Genomic DNA, 17,278 nt, shown 5'->3' with positions numbered 1-17,278 from the left:
GATATCTTTGATCGTCCTCTCCGCAGAAGACGTTTGGGGAACGGGTTTCTGTCTCATCTTTGCGTCCTTTGATAAAGCTATGATGAGCCGAAAATCCTCTCTTCTTAATTAAACCAGTTTTGTCTCAAAGGCCCTGATGTCGGACAACCGTCGGAAATAGCGATGGTTACGAAGCTACAACGAGCGGAACCTATACGCTGACGAACAATCGCATCACTTTAACAAACGCAACAACAAAAAGCGGCATATATGTGAATGGTAGCGGTACCGTCGTCAACGCGACCGGCACGACCATATCCGTCACAGGTACGGATGCGTTTGGTGTAACGATTGCGGGTGGTGGCACGTTGAACTTGACGAACGCAACCATCACGACGTCTGCGGCTTCGGGCATCCAGATGCGCGATGCAACTTCCACGCTTAATCTGACGGGGAATACTACAGTTATAAATGCATCAGGTGCTGACGCAATTCTTATTAATGGCAGCAGAAATGTAACCATCGGTGACGGCGTATCGATCAATGCAATGAGCAGCGCTAGGAATGTGGTCTATGTTACGGGAGGTGGTCGGGCCACAGTCGGTGCGGCGAACATAACAGCGCGAGAAGGCAGTTCCGCTGGCTTGACCGCGTCTGGTACAAATAGCCAAATTAATGCAACGGGCACCATTATAACCATGAGTAAGGGGAATAGTGTTGGTGTCGACGCAACAAGTTCCGGCAGCGTGTCATTGACGGATGTTAAGATTTCGGGGAGTGATGCATCAAGTAGCGGTATCAGGCTTCGGGGGGCTGCTACCTTGACTATGAACACCGCTACCAGCATCAAGCTCTCTGGTGATTCCAGTTACGGGCTGGCTGCCTTGAGTGGGAACACTTCGACGTTCACCGGTACTAATGCCGTGGCTGGTACCATATGGGTGACCGGTCAGAATTCGGCTGCTTTGGAGGCTGACGGGACTAATAGTAAGCTGACGTTTGTGAATGTCGACTTCACGGCAAAAGATATACGACTGGGCGAAAATTCCTCGACGTTTCTTGCTAAAAATGGCGGCGCTATCAGCTTGGAAGGGACTACGAATGCCAATAATACAACGATAAATGTTGGGCAATCCAATTCAACTATCTACTTGAAGGGTGGGACGACCGCTACCGGTGCCACTGTCATTACCACGGGCACTTTTGATATCCAGAATATTACAGATAAGGACAATTTCTCGATAGGTTCTCTTTCGGGCGACGGTTCGGTTACGATGGGGGGGACCCGCCTCACGGTTAATGGTTCTGCTTCGACCACTTTCTCCGGTGTCATTTCCGGCACGAACGGCTTCCGCTATGCGGGCACGGGTACGCTGACACTGAGCGGCGCCAATACGTTCACCGGTAATATAGGGCTTATCAGCGGTACGGTCGCGACGAGTTCGGATAGCGCTCTTGGCGCATCTACTGGCGGGATTAATTTTAACGGCGGCACGTTAAAGGTCATGGGGACCACTTATACGAGTACCAGCCGGTCTATGACATGGAACGCTGGTGGCGGTGGTTTCAATATCGACAGTGCCAGCAATACATTCACGGTTTCGCAGAACCTCGGCACGAGCACGACTCCGGGCGGTGCGCTGACGAAGAGCGGGGCGGGAACGCTGGTTCTTTCCGGCACCAATCTCTATACGGGCGGGACGAATATCAATGGCGGGACGCTGAGTGTCAGTTCGGATTCCAATCTTGGCGCGACAAGCGGCGCTTTGAATTTCAATGGCGGGACATTACACCTGTCAGGCAGTTTTACCAGCGCGCGGGCCGTGACGCTTGGCGCGAGTGGCGGAACGCTCTATATTTCAAGTGGGAGCAGCGTGTTCTCGGGGGCGATCACGGATGCCGTGACTGGCACAGCCGGCGCTCTCACCAAGACTGGCGCGGGTAATTTGGTTCTGACCGGTGACGACACCGCGACCGGGACGATGACGGTTGCCGCCGGTACACTGCAGATCGGTAATGGAGGTTCCTCGGGTTCTATAGCGAGCAATATTGCCAACAGTGGCCGCGTTTCATTTTATCGTGCCGGTACCTTAACCTATGGTGGCGTGATCAGCGGCAGCGGAACTGTGAACAAGGGGTCGACGGGAACGGTCATATGGACCGGCAACAACACCTATACGGGCGCTACGACGATTGCGAGCGGCACTTTGCAGATCGGCAATGGTGGGACGACGGGCTGGCTTGCCAGTACCTCTATTACCGATGACGGCACTCTGAGCTTCAATCGCAGTGACGCCAAGACCTATTCAGGCAATATCGGGGGCGATGGCTCGGTCGTCAAGGCGGGAAGCGGCACCCTGATATTGAGCGGCACCAATACCTACAAGGGCGGCACAACGATCAGCGCCGGCACGCTGCAGGTTGCGTCCGATGCCAAACTGGGCGATGCGACCGGGACGGTCACCCTGGACGGGGGTACGCTTAGTCTTGCAGGGACAATCACGTCCGCACGCAGCTACGGCATCACCAATCGGAACGGGACGATTGATACCGGGACAAATACCGATACGATCAGCGGTGTTATCAGCGATAAGGTCGCAAACGAGGCCGGCGCGCTCACGAAGACGGGCACTGGAACACTGGTTTTGACAGGAGCCAACACCTATTCCGGCGGTACGACGATTTCGGGCGGTGTGCTGCAGATCGGCAATGGAGGAGAGGCCGGTTCGATTACCGGGAACGTCGCGAACAGTGGTACTCTGACATTCAACCGCAGCAACACGCTCACTTATGGTGGGGTGATTAGCGGCACTGGCGTCCTGAAGCAGAGCGGCACAGGCCGGACGATCCTGACCGGCGCGAATACCTACACCGGCAATACTGTCATCGAGGGGGGCGTGCTTCAGGTTGGCAATGACGGCACAAGCGGCGCCATCTCCGGTACGGTCACAAATAGCGGTACTCTGGAGTTCAAACGCTCGGATTCCTATACCTATGCGGGTACGGTCAGCGGAACTGGCGCGCTGCAACAAACCGGCTCCGGCACCCTCATCCTGACCGGCGACAACACGTATACGGGCCTTACGACGATCACAAGCGGTACGCTGCAAGTGGGTGCTGGCGGGACAGTCGGCAGCTTGAGCGGTGATATTGAGAACGATTCAGCGCTTGTCATGAACCGTTCCGATGATCTTACTTACAGCAAATCCATCAGCGGTTCCGGTACATTCGAAAAGCGCGGTGCGGGGAAGCTGACACTTACTGGCGATAGTGATTACACAGGCACAACGACGATTACCGCCGGTACGCTTGAGATTGGCGCTGGCGGCGCAACCGGTTCAATTGACAGCGATATAGCCAACAGCGGCGCATTGGTTTTCAATCGCAGCAACGACATTGATTTCACAAAGGTCCTCAGCGGCAGCGGTTCACTGGAAAAGAAGGGGGCCGGCAATCTTGTTCTGAGTGGAGACAGTTCGACTTTTGCAGGTACGACGACGGTGAGCGCCGGCGGACTTGTTGTTGACGGTACGCTCGGTTTTGCCGCCGTTGACGATGTGCCCGGTTCTGGAAATGTCACTGTGGCAAGCGGTGCATGGCTTGGTGGCGATGGTTACATTGGCGGCAATACGACGATCAGCAACGGCGGTGCGCTTGAAGGAACGCAAGGCGATACGCTCACGTTCGGAGGCAACCTGACGCTGGCTACCGGTGCCGTGGTGAACGTGTCCTACGGTGCACCGGATGCTGATGTGGGCTCGCTGTTCTCTGTTCATGGTGATCTCACTTTGAACAGCAATACCGTGAACATAGCTTCGCTTGGGGGGTTCGGTCCCGGTCAGTATAAATTGTTCAATTCCAGCGGCACGATTTCTGGTGCCAGCGGCTTGACTGCGGGCACCTTGCCTGACGGTGTTCAAGCCATCGACATCAGCTTCAACACGAGCGGCAACGATGTCTACATTACGAACGCTCAGGGGATGAGCCTTACATACTGGGATGGTTCTGTTGTCAGCGAGAGCACTGATCTGACCGGCGGTAGCGGCACCTGGAGCGCAACGACCACGAACTGGACAGGTAACAACGGTGGCCTCCATGGCGGATGGAACAGCGCTCGCTTCGCGATTTTTGCCGGTGATACAGGTGGCACGGTTACCGTTGATGCAACAGATGGCGCAATCAGCACGCTCGGTATGCAGTTTGAAACCACCGGCTATACAGTCACGGGGGATGGACTGACCCTTGTTAGCAGCTCGGAGGCCGCGCCCATCATACGCGTGGGCAGCGCTACGACACCCAACACCACCGCTACCATCAGCTCGGTTCTTTCAGGCACGAAGGGCATGGAAAAGACCGATCTGGGTACATTGATACTTGCGGGAACGAATACTTATACAGGCACGACAACTGTTCAGGCCGGAACGCTTCAACTTGGAAATGGGGGGGCGACCGGCAGTGTTGACGGCAACATTGTGCTCGGAAAGACGGGTGAGAAGTATGCTGTCACTCTGGCAGTCGATCACACCGACGCCTTCACATTGAGCAATTCGATCAGCGGGCGCGGAAAGCTTGTGCAGCGCGGCAGCGGGTCTACGACCCTCAGTGGCACTAACACCTATAGCGGCGGTACGGATATCCTGGGCGGTAGCCTGATCGTGTCTGCTGACAGTAAATTGGGTGATGCTGCAGGCAGTGTGACTATCAATGGCGGAACGCTTCAGTTTTCTGCCGATTTGTCATCGACACGCGGCTACACGATTGGAGCGAACGGCGGCACCATTAATACGGGCACATACACCGATACGATTACTGGCGTCATTGGCGGCACTGGGCAATTCAACAAAACGGGTACCGGAACGCTCATTCTGGGTGGAGACAACACATTCACCGGTAATTTGCATGTAAATGCAGGTACCTTGCAAATCAGTGACAACAGCAATCTGGGCAATCCTGATAGTCACCTCTACGTCAATGCTGCAACGTTGAAGTTTGGTGATGATTTCACCATGACGCATGATCTGACGCTTGGCGGCACTGGTGCCACAATTGATGTGGGCGCAGACGGAAGCAATACGATTTCAGGCGTGATCGATGGAAGCAAACTGACCAAGACAGGCGGTGGTACGCTTCTCCTTACGGGAACCAATACCTATACTGGCGACACCGAAATTGATGGCGGTGTACTGGCGGTTAAGGCGGATGCGAATTTCGGCGCAACTGTAAATCCAGGCAGCATCATCATTGGTAATGCTACCTTGCTTTTGGACGGAGACTTTACGACAGCGCGAAATATCCATCTCACCGATAACAACAGCACGATTGATGTTGTCGATGACGGCGTCAATACGCTCGACGGAGTGCTGAGTGGAACTGGCGCTCTGAACAAGAGCGGAACGGGTACTCTGGTCCTGGGTGGAACCAACACTTATGAGGGTGGAACGGACATTAAGTCGGGCATTCTCCAGATTTCCAAGGATGGAAATCTCGGCAAAAGTGGCGTGGCTGTTGTGATAGGAGCAGGTGCCGAACTTCAGTTCAGCGATGCGGTTACGAGCGACAGAAACATCACGCTTGGAACGACCGGTTCCATCATCGACACAGTGAAAGATACCAGCACACTGAGTGGTGTCATCAGCGGTGGCGAGTTGCACAAGACGGGTGCTGGTACGCTCGTTCTCTCCGGAACCAACACCTATGACGGCGGTACCTTCCTCGAAGGTGGCGTTATTCAGGTCAATGCCGATGACAATCTGGGCAAGAGCACCGGTGCTCTTACCTTCGACGGCGGAACGCTGCAACTGGGGGCCACTCTCGCAACCGCGCGAACGATGACAATCAACGAGGCGGGTGGGACCATCGATACTCAGAGCTACACCGCTACGCTAAGTGGTAGTCTTTCTGGAGACGGTGGGCTGACAAAGCTGGGGACTGGAACGCTTGTCCTGACCAACAGCGCAAATGCCTACAAAGGCGGAACGTCTATCGAAGGAGGCACTCTCCGTCTGGGTGGAGCCGGCTGGATCACGGGCAATGTGGCCAATAAAGGCACGCTGGAATTTGCCAGCAATACCAACCATGACTTCAGTGGAGTCATTTCTGGAACCGGATCGGTTGTTCAGTCCGGCACGAACAGCACAATCACCCTATCGGGTACGAATACCTATAGTGGCGGCACTTCGATCACCGCAGGTACGCTTGCAATCAGTAAGGACGAAAATCTCGGCAGTGGTGATCTGACTATTGCCAATAACTCAATCCTGCAACTGACCGACTCTTTTGCTTTCAGCCATGCTATTGCTTTGGATACGGGAGGTACTGTCGATACCGGAGCGAATACGGATACGATTGCAGGTGTTATTTCGGGTGATGGCGGCCTCACCAAGACCGGTAGCGGCAAGCTGATCCTGTCCGGGACGAACACGTATAGCGACGGTACGACGATCGCTGCCGGTAGTTTGCAAATCGAAAAGGACTCAAATCTCGGTGCGGCGACTGGCTCCGTCACCATGGCTGACGGTACGACACTGGAGCTCACAAGCGATGTCACGATGGATCGCGCCTTCACGCTGAGTGGCAGCGCGACGTTCCAGGCCGATGATAGAACTTCCCATATCACTGGTGTGATCAGTGGTGATGGCGGACTGACAAAGTCCGGTGAGGGTGTCCTCGTGCTTGAGGGCGCAAACACCTATAAGGGCGGCACCACTTTCAATGGCGGTGTGCTTTCCGTCGGCAGTGACGGCAATTTGGGGGATTCCTCGGGCTCACTTACCTTCAACGGCGGCGAACTTCAGACTACGGGAAGTTTCACTTCGGACCGCAACGTTACGCTTCAAGGCACTGGCGGGATCATCGACACCTTGCTCAATAGCCCGGAATTGAGCGGTGACATTACCGGTGCTGGCAAGTTGACCAAAATTGGTGAAGGAAAGCTCACCCTTTCCGGCGACGGCAATACATATAGCGGGGAGACAGTCGTTAGTCAGGGCACACTGCAGATTGGCGGTGCAGATGGTAAGCACGGCAGCATTGCCGGCGATATCAAGAATGATGGCACAGTGGTCTTTCACCGAGACACGCTTGTATATGCAGGCAGTCTCGAAGGCAGCGGTAAATTGGAGCAGGCTGGTGTAGGCAAGACAACGCTGACCGGATCAGTGGACCTCGCAGGGGGAGCAACTATCGATAGCGGCGGAACGCTACAGGTTGGCGATGGCACGACAAATGGCAGCATCAAAGGTGCCGTGACCAATAACGGTACGTTCACCTTCGACGCAGTTAAAGGCACCAACATCAGTTTCGACGATGTTCTCAGCGGTAATGGCGTGCTCAACATTCTCGGGCCTAGCGATGACCCCGACATATCCAAGGGGTCAGTGACCATGACTGGTGACAGCAGCGGCTTTGCTGGAACCACGAATGTCAATACGGGAACTCTCTATGTCAATGGTACGCTGGGGAGCGATCAGTCTACAGTCAATGTTGCAGCGGAAGGTGAACTTTCCGGTGACGGCACAATCGGCGGTGCAACCACGATTTCGGGAGCGCTGATCGGCCAGGACGGCAAGACATTGACCTTTAGTAGCGGCCTGACGATGCAGTCCGGTAGCACAATAAATGTTTCCTACGGTAAGCCTAACGAAAATGGACTCTTTGATGTCAAGGGTGCTCTCAGCTTGAAAGGGAGCACGGTCAATATAGCGGATTTCGGCGGTTTTGGTCCGGGCGTCTATCATCTCTTCGACTACCACGACACACTCACCAAGACCGGTCCGGCACTGACAATAGGTACCGTTCCGGGCGGATCGTCATCGGATGCCTATGTGATTTATGACGATGCAAACAAGCAGATCAACATCATGAACGCAGCTGGCGCCAAGTTGAATACTTGGAACGGCGGCAACGGTGAATGGAATCTGACTAATCAAACGAGCTGGAAGGATCCGGAGACGGGCGTTACAGGCAGCTGGAAGAATTCTGAGTTCGCTATTTTTGACGGGCCGTCGGCGACAGTAACGATGGGCACGGGCGTTATTGCGTTGGGTATGCAGTTCAATGCTGATGGATATGTCCTGTCCGGTACCAATCCCTTGACGCTTTTCCAGGATCAAGCGGGCTCGTCTACGGACAAGCCGATCATCCGGGTGGGAACGGCAACTGATGAAGATGGTAAGGTAACCCCTTACACCGCTACGATAAGCGCACCGCTCGCCGGTACACAAGGTTTGCAGAAGACAGATTATGGTACTTTGGTTCTGAAAGGAACGAATACTTACACCGGCGGGACAGATGTTCTACAGGGAACACTTGCACTTGGTGACGGAGGGACGATCACCACGGCTGACGGAGTGTCCGTTGATGCTGCAGGGGCAGACAAGGCAACATTTGCTATCGACAAAACCAGCACATTCAGCTTCGACGGTGTGATCTCCGGCGCAGGCCAGTTTGCGCAAACCGGGACCGGCAAAACGACTCTGACTGCAACTAACACCTATAGCGGCGGCACTCTTATCTCGGCAGGTACGCTTTCTGTCGGCGCAGAAGGCAATCTGGGTAATGTTGTTGGACAGGTGACGATCAATGGTGGGACGCTCGAATACAGTCAGGGCTTCACCACCAGTCGCGCGATTGCGCTCGGTGCAGGCAATGGCACAATCCAGACGGATGACACGACCAATGCCATGGTTATTGACAGTGCCATCTCTGGTGCCGGCGGTCTGACCAAGAGCGGCGCAGGAACCCTCGTTCTTACAAAAAACAACACTTACAGCGGCGGAACGACGATCACAGGTGGCACGCTTCAGCTTGGCAACGGCGAAGCCACCGGTAAAATTGGTGGCGATGTCAATACTGGCGCTGATGCCGACCATAAAGGTACGCTTGTTTTCGACATGTCGGGCGATCCGGTCTTCGCAAAGACCATCAGTGGCGCTGGCAACGTCGTACAGTCCGGCAGTGACAAGCTGACCCTGTCGGGCACGAACACTTATACCGGCGGTACCACCATTGACAGTGGCACGCTGGCAGTGTCGGCTGATGCCAATATGGGCGACGACAGCGGTTCCTTGACGATCGGCAACGGCACGTTGCAAAATACCGCAAAGTTCACCATGAACCGCGCAGTTGTTTTGGATAATGATCATGCAGCGTTCCAGAACGATGCTGATTTGACACTGGCTGGCAGCATGAGCGGAAGCACGGCTTGGTCCAAGACTGGCAGTGGCAAGCTGATCATTGCAGGTGATGCTAGCGCCGCTACGGGAACCGCATCGATCAATAACGGCTATCTACAGGTCAATGGCGAGCTGGGTGGCAACGTGAATCTTGCCAGCGGCACTGCGGCAATCGGCGGTGCAGGCACTATCGACGGTAATGTCAGCGTGGGAAGCGGTACGCTCTACGGTCAAGGCGGTCAGACGCTGACAATCGGAGGTGACTTGACCCTTGCTTCCAATAGCACGACCAGTGTCCAATGGGGCAGCGCCACGAAAACACCTGCTTTCCAGGTGAACGGCAACCTGACTCTGGCTGGTACGCTTAACATTACTGATGCAGGTGGGTTCGGTCCGGGTGTTTACAGATTGGCCAACTACAATGGCCTTTTGACAGACAATGGTTTGCAGTTCGGCACGGTTCCAGGTGGAGACCAGGCCAAAGACCGCATGTCCATCCAGACCAGCTATGATAATCAGGTCAATGTTGTGAACACCTATGGCGCCGTAGTCAAATTTTGGGACGGCGGATACACGCAGGATGATCTGGACAACAACAAAATCACCGGTGGCAGTGGGGTCTGGAAAGCGGACAACCAGAATTGGACCGACGATCAGGCGCGCGTCCTTGCTGCTTTCGATCAGGGTGAGTTTGCAGTGTTTGGTGGTGAAAAAGGCAATGTGACTGTCGATGACAGTGCCGGACAGATAAACGCAGCCGGCATGCAGTTCGCTACTGATGGTTATGTTCTCAATGGCGGGAGTGTCAATCTCTCCAGCACAACGGGCGTTCCAATCATTCGCGTCGGTGACGGAACAGCCGATGGCGCGACAATGACCGCAACCATTGGGTCTACACTGACAGGCTCACAAGGTCTCAATAAGACCGATTCTGGCACGCTTATTCTTACCGGACAGAACGCTTATACTGGCGGCACGACGGTTAGTGACGGCACTCTCCAGCTTGGTGATGGCACGACGTCGGGCAGCATTAAGGGGGATGTCACAGTTGTCCGCGATGCCAACGGAGAGGGGACGCTTGCGTTCAACCAAGCTGCCGGCAGCGACACCGCATTTTCGGGCAATATTTCCGGTGGTGGTCAAGTCGTCCAGAACGGCGCAAATACCTTGACTTTGAGCGGCAACAACACGTTTAGCGGTGGTACGACCGTTAATAATGGTACGTTGAAGGCGGGTAGCGACAATGCATTTGGCACTGGATCTCTCACCGTGGGGGCCAATGGCAATGTCGACTTTGGGGCGACAAACAACACTGTTGGAGTGCTTTCCGGCACAGGTGCAATCAATATTGGAGCGGGAACCTTCACGGTTAACGAAGTCGCGGATTCAACTTATGGCGGGACAATGTCCGGCACGGGAAGCTTCGTCAAATCCGGCGCAGCTGACCTGACCCTTACCGGCAGTAATCAGTATACTGGCGCAACGACTGTCAATCAGGGAACTCTGACGCAGGGAAGCCAAGGTGCGCTCAGCTCCGCATCTGCTTATACTGTCGCTCGCAATGGTACCCTCGATATAGGCGGCTACGACACCACCGTGGCTTCCCTTGATAATGCTGGTACTGTCAATCTCAGTGACATGACGGCAGGTACAACTTTGAATGTCGCCGGCAACTTCACCGGTTCCAACGGCACCGTGGTTATCAATACAGTGCTGGGGGATGATACGTCCAAAACCGATCGCCTCAATGTCAAGGGTGACACATCCGGTACGACCACTCTTCAAGTTGTCAACCGCGGCGGACTTGGAGCTCAGACAACCAATGGCATCCAGGTCGTCAATGTCAGCGGCCAGTCAAACGGCACCTTCAACCTGCAAGGCGATTTCGTCACGAAAGACGGCCAGCAGGCTGTGATTGGCGGCGCTTATGCATACACCTTGCAGAAGAATGGCGTCACTACGCCAAACGATGGCGATTGGTATCTGCGCAGCGCCCTGAAGGATGGGTCAGGCCCTAATCCTGATCCTACTCCGCTCTACAATCCGGGCGTTCCCGTATATGAAGCCTATGTCCAGACGTTGCAGGCGCTCAACCGTTTGCCAACCTTGCAGCAACGTGTCGGCGACCGCTACTGGAGCGAAGTCGATAACAACAAAAGAGGTGATCGGGTTGTAGCCAATCCTACCCAGATGACCCCGCAGGCAATATGGGGCCGTATCGAGGGCGCGCATAACAGCTTCCAGCCTTCGACCACAACAGGAAGAACCCAACAGGACGTCAATACTTATCTCCTTCAGGCAGGTGTCGACGGGAAATTCTACGAAGACGACAATGGCATGCTGATCGGCAGCTTCACCGGGCAGTATGGAACCGCACGGGGCGATGTTTCCTCCGTTCAAGGTGATGGCTACATTAACACAAATGGTTACGCACTCGGCGGAACGTTGACCTGGTATGGTGATAACGGTTTCTATGTCGATGCCCAAACTCAGGCCACATGGTTCTCCAGTGATTTGAATTCCCGTACCGCCAATACAGGCCTTGCAACAGGTCGAAACGCATTCGGCTTCGCAATGAGCGTCGAAGGTGGACAGCGTATAGCGGTCGACGAGAACTGGACCTTAACTCCGCAGGCGCAACTGTCCTGGTCTTCCATCGACTTCAACAGCTATCATGATGCATTCGATGCGAAAGTTGGTCTTGAAGATGGAAGCAGTCTTATCGGACGGATCGGCTTGGCCGCAAACTACAACCGCTCATGGATGGGAGACGATGGGCGTATGGTCAATACTTCGGTCTACGGTATTGCTAATCTCTATCAAGAGTTCCTCGGCGGTACCCGCATCAATGTCTCAGGTGTAGATTTCAGTACCGACAATGACAGGACCTGGGGCGGGATTGGGGCCGGTGGCACCTATATGTGGGCAGGCCAGAAATATTCTATCTACGGCGAAGGTTCCATTAATACCTCTCTCAACCACTTCGCTGACAGCTATGTCCTTAAAGGATCTGCCGGCTTCAGGATGAAATGGTAATACTAAAGCGCCGATCTGATTGAAACAGATCGGCGCTTTAACAGTCTATTGTAACACGCATCTTGAAAATCGTTTCATACGTTTCGACATCTGCTCTAGGTCACATACCCATAAAATAGTTTTGGGATTGAATGGTTTGTGATCCACTGTCTCCATCGACATGGGGGCAGTGATGGCGCGTTTTGATTGAACAGATTTCGAATGGTCGGTGATTGAACCGCTTCTTCCGACCAAAGTGCGTGGTAAGGCTCGGGTTGACGATCGACGTGTTCTGAACAGTATATTCTGGCGGCTGATAACAGGTGCGCCATGGGCAGACATTCCAGCTCGATATGGTCCTTATACGACCTGTGTAAATTGCTTCAACAGATGGTGTCATGCGGGGCACTGGGCGCGCATTCTCAACGCGATATCCAGATGATCGACTCCTCGTCAATCCGCGTCCATCAACATGCGGCCAACGGTCAAAGAAGACGAACGATCCGGTTGCATGGGTCGCTCGCGCGGTGGGATGACGACCAAAATCCATGCGCTTGTCGATGCTGATGGTCGCCCAATTCGACTGAAACTGACTGCCGGACAAGCACATGATGGACGTTCGGCAGCCGATATGTTTGAGACGCTCGGGTCTGGGCAGATACTATTGACAGATCGCGTTTACGACAGCGACAGCTTGCGCCAAAGCCTCAAAGAACGAGGAGCATGGGGGCCGCATCCGCCCTGACGTGCTCCCGTTAAATTAGGCCATTCAGAACTGGAATTTTTCCGCTTATGATCCCTTATTGGGGAGAAGGAGATTTCCGTGAAAGCATCGAAGTTTTCGGAAGCGCAGATCGCATTCGTTTTGAAGCAGGCAGAGGATGGCACGCCAATTGGTGAGGTTTGTCGCAAAGCAGGTATTTCAGACGCCACGTTTTATAACTGGCGCAAGAAATATGCGGGTCTGATGCCATCCGAGATGAAGCGGTTACGGCAACTCGAGGAGAAGAATCCCAAGCTGAAGCGGATCGTTGCCGATCTGTCTCTGGACAAGGCCATGCTTCAGGATGTTTTGGCAAAAAAGCTCTGAAGCCTGCACGCAGGCGAGCACTTGTCGACACTATTAAGTCGGATTGGAAAGTCTCGGTACGACGCGCCTGTTCGGTGCTCAAGATTGACCGGTCACTTTATGTCTACAAGTCAAAGCGCGGCGAGCAGGCTGAACTGAAGCTCAGGATCAAGGACATCTGTCAGACACGGGTTCGTTATGGGTATCGGCGCGTGCATGTGCTTCTCAAGCGTCACGGCTGGCCCGTTAATCCGAAGCGAATCTATCGTCTTTACAAGGAGATGGGACTTCAGCTGCGGAACAAGGTTCCCAAACGACGTGTGAAGGCGAAGCTTCGCGCTGATCGCACAGATGCGACCCATTCCAACCATGTCTGGGCAATGGATTTTGTCCATGATCAATTGGCGACTGGACGGAAGATCCGCATTCTGACGGTGGTTGATACATTCTCACGCTTCTCGCCAGCAGTTGATGCCCGCTTCGGTTATCGTGGTGAGGATGTAGTACAGACTCTGGAACGGATATGTCATCAGATCGGTTATCCTGCAGTTATTCGTGTGGATAATGGCAGCGAATTTATCTCTTGTGACTTGGGTCTGTAGGCTTACCATAAGGGGGTAGTTCTCGACTTCTCCCGACCCGGCAAGCCGACAGATAACAGCTATATCGAGAACTTCAATGGCAAGTTCAGAGCCTAGTGTCTAAACGCCCATTGGTTCATGAGTCTTGACGACGCCCGCATTAAGATGGAGGATTGGCATAGAGACTATAACGAATTCCGGCCATATAGCGCAATTGGCAATAAGGTGCCGATTGCGCTTATGAATGGTTCAACGGCATCCCCGCGCTTTGAGCCTTAAACCCGGAAAATTCCAGCTCTCCGTGGTCCAAATTCGGGGTGCACCTCAATAAGCGGTAAATACCAAGTTGGAGTGGACCAATTTAACGGTAGCATGTAACGAAGTCCGGGCTGCAGGGCTCCAATTCATGATCTATCCAAGAAAATGCACGTGATTTCGTGCCCTATCAGCGTTTTGTGATTGGTAATGTTTCATGAGTGCCCTAGCTTGGCTTCGTCATCGGAGTGCTGGTTTAGTCCATTTTCAGGTGAGGGGTGGTGCCTTTAAAGACAAATTTGATTGTTGCATTTTTGCGTTTCTATAAGTATTTAAGTTTGTATACTTTCCTGCTTTTGATTTTATGTCGTTAAAGGGAATGATTTATTAGTAATGTGTTAGATGTTATTTAAAGGAAGTGCGTATATACTTTCTTTGATGAGTGCGCCCATCTATTCTTATGGTTGAGTTACGTGCAGGTGATTTAAATGAATTTCGAAGAAGTCGTTCGTGATGGCTATGCAATGCCACTGACGAGCCCATCCTTTCACCGTGGCCCTTTCAGGTTCAAGCAGCGCGAATATTTGGTTGTGACGTATAGAACGGATGCTGACAGCCTCCGCCGTGTGGTCCCAGAGCCACTTGAAGTCGATAGCGCTGATCCTCTTGTTCATTTCGAATTTATCAAGATGCCCGATTCTACAGGCTTCGGTGATTACACTGAAGCGGGCCAGGTCATTCCGGTTACACTTGGTGGGCGGAAGGGGAATTTCGTTCACTCAATGTATCTTGATGGACATGCTGCAATCGCTGCTGGTCGTGAAATCTGGGGGTTCCCAAAAAAATACGGTTGTCCAGAACTCAAGATTGACGGCGATGCTCTCGTAGGGACGCTTCACTATGGAGCAGTCGCGGTGGCGACCGGAAGTATGGGGTTCAAGTATGAGGAAATGGATACGGAAGCTGCAAGAAGCATTCTCGAGGCTCCGAACTTTCTTCTTAAGATTATTCCCCATGTCGACGCTACGCCACGGATCATCGAGCTTGTTGAATATCGGTGCGAGGATGTAGCAGTTCGTGAGGCGTGGACTGGTCCTGCGGGGCTGCAGTTGTTTGGCCATGCCCTTGCACGCGTTAGCGATCTACCTGTCCTTGAGGTGATATCAGCCCGCCATATCATTGCTGATCTTACACTCGGGATGGGAAAGGTTGTTCATGATTATCTTGTATCCAAAGACATGGAAGTAGAGAAATGTCCACGCTAGAATCAAGAACTGCCCTTGTGACGGGCGCCGGCAGCGGCTTGGGTCGTGAGATTGCGCTTACACTGGCGCGACAGGGCGCAAATGTCGGTGTGGCGGACATTCATATGGCTACAGCACAGACGGTGGTGGCCGAAATTGTCGAGGCAGGGGGCAAAGCCATTGCCATTGAGATGGATGTGACAAGCGAGGCCGACGTCGAAACCGGTACCAAACGGTTGGTGGAGCACTTCGGCACGTATAATACGCTTGTTTCCAATGCAGGTATACAGATTGTCGATCCTGTCGACCAATATAGTTTTGACAATTGGCAGCGAATGATGGCCATTCACCTCAATGGCGCATTCCTTACGACGCGTTCCGCATTGCGTCATATGTATAATAAGGAAAAAGGTGGCTCCATTATCTACATAGGCTCCGTCCACTCACATGAGGCTTCAAAACTCAAGGCGCCTTATGTGGCAGCCAAACATGGACTTATAGGACTTGCGAAAGTGGTTGCGAAGGAAGCGGCGGCCCATAATGTGAGAGCGAATGTCGTTTGTCCTGGCTTTGTGGAAACTCCTCTCGTCAGAAAACAGATTCCCGAACAGGCTCGCGAACTCGGCATAAGCGAAGAAGATGTCGTCAAAAACATTATGCTCGCTGAGACCGTGGACGGAGAATTCACTTCCGCTTCGGATATTGCCGATATGGTATCGTACCTAGCATCTTTTCCATCGCTGGCTCTTACGGGACAGTCGATCACAGTAAGTCATGGTTGGGGAATGCGGTGATGGAAGGTTTCATTATGCGTAAGTTGCCAGGATTGGCTACCGCGATGCTGGCCGTCTTTCTCGGGCCGCTATCATCAGCGCCCGGGATGGCGCAGTCGCAGCAGAGCAGTGACAAGCTGCGGCTACTGGAGCAAAAATATCAGGACGAATGGCGTGATGCACACGGTGCACTGTCTGTTTCGCCACCTCCAGCATTAGCCGGCTTCCTCTCATCCTTGCCACACCCGGACAGCGCGCCGGTCTATGATGCATTGTCGAGCCGCAATGGGCTGGCAAACTTGACGAAACAGTATGTCACTAATCCGGTGACTATGGAGAAGATTATCAACACGGATGTGCAGTTGAGCGATCGGCGGATACCGGTTCGTATCTACAGTCCTGGATCTCAATCGGCGCGCGACGTCCTCTTTTTCGTCCATGGTGGTGGCCATCTGAGTGGGTCGGTGGAAGTTTACGATCCGATAGCCCGTCGGTTGGCCCAAGCGACTGGAAACACGGTCGTTGCCGTTGATTATAGGCGCGCACCCGAGTCTCCCTATCCTGCTGGACTGAACGACACGCGGGAAGTGCTGCTTAAAGTTTATGATATTCTCGACCAGCAACATATTCCATGGAACAAGCAGCTGACACTCGTGGGCGATAGCGGAGGAGGGGCCTTCAGCGCAACCATTGCGGGTGATCTACAAACCGAGAAGCCGGGCTTTATTTCCAAGCTCGTACTGATCTATCCAAGCTTGGATTATACTCTATCGTGGCCGTCAGTCGAAGAGAATGGGAAAGGGAAACTACTCGATCATTCAAAAATATCTTGGTATTTTGATCAGTATTTTCAGCGCAATGAAGATCGTCAGGCGCTGTCCCCCCTCTATCGTCCGGTAACAGCTACGTTTCCTCCTACCTTGATGTTCAGCGGCGGCTTAGATCCATTACGGGATGAAGAATTCGCTTTTGCTGCAAGACTCAAGGCCGCGGACGTTGCGGTCAAGCATGTTCATTTGCCCGAGGTTGTCCATGCATTTTTGATGATTGAAAACCTCGTGCCGGATCAGGCTCGGACTGTCTACAGTGATATAGGAGCTTTTGTCGGCTCCAGCAAACATTGAGAGTTGGGATGCGAAGACAGTGCACCCTGATCTTTCCGCCGCGGGCGCGCTCTTTGTCGGGATGA

4 protein-coding genes and 2 pseudogenes are annotated in these 17,278 nt (G+C 53.5%); all 6 read left to right on the top strand.

Going from position 1 to position 17,278, the window contains the following annotated elements; genetic code table 11:
• The first annotated feature begins 251 nt into the window (after positions 1-251).
• The 6 genes and pseudogenes from FJQ48_RS07830 (at position 252) to FJQ48_RS07800 (ending at position 17,213) form a co-directional block, all read left to right on the top strand.
• Positions 252-12,188: an autotransporter-associated beta strand repeat-containing protein gene (locus tag FJQ48_RS07830; protein ID WP_139974596.1), complete on the top strand. Its 11,937-nt coding sequence runs from the start codon at positions 252-254 to the stop codon at positions 12,186-12,188.
• 172 nt (positions 12,189-12,360) lie between these two features.
• Positions 12,361-12,894, top strand: a pseudogene (locus FJQ48_RS07825) (IS5 family transposase); the annotation flags it as partial.
• Positions 12,895-12,990: 96 nt separating this feature from the next.
• A pseudogene (locus FJQ48_RS07820) lies at positions 12,991-14,096 on the top strand (IS3 family transposase).
• A 464-nt stretch (positions 14,097-14,560) separates the two neighbouring features.
• Positions 14,561-15,337 carry an acetoacetate decarboxylase gene (locus tag FJQ48_RS07810; RefSeq protein ID WP_139974594.1) on the top strand — a complete coding sequence of 259 codons (777 nt, stop codon included), beginning with the start codon at positions 14,561-14,563 and terminating at the stop codon, positions 15,335-15,337.
• On the top strand, positions 15,325-16,110 hold the full coding sequence (locus FJQ48_RS07805; protein ID WP_139974593.1) for a 3-hydroxybutyrate dehydrogenase: 786 nt from the start codon (positions 15,325-15,327) through the stop codon (positions 16,108-16,110). The genes FJQ48_RS07810 and FJQ48_RS07805 overlap by 13 nt, the downstream gene beginning before the upstream one ends.
• On the top strand, positions 16,110-17,213 hold the full coding sequence (locus FJQ48_RS07800) for an alpha/beta hydrolase (protein WP_139974592.1): 1,104 nt from the start codon (positions 16,110-16,112) through the stop codon (positions 17,211-17,213). The genes FJQ48_RS07805 and FJQ48_RS07800 overlap by 1 nt, the downstream gene beginning before the upstream one ends.
• The last annotated feature ends 65 nt before the right edge of the window (positions 17,214-17,278 follow it).

It is taken from the genome of Ochrobactrum sp. CGA5, assembly GCF_006345815.1.
GTDB lineage: Bacteria > Pseudomonadota > Alphaproteobacteria > Rhizobiales > Rhizobiaceae > Brucella.
The sequence above is the reverse complement of the archived record's forward strand: the minus strand, read 5'-3'. Positions and strand labels throughout refer to the sequence as shown.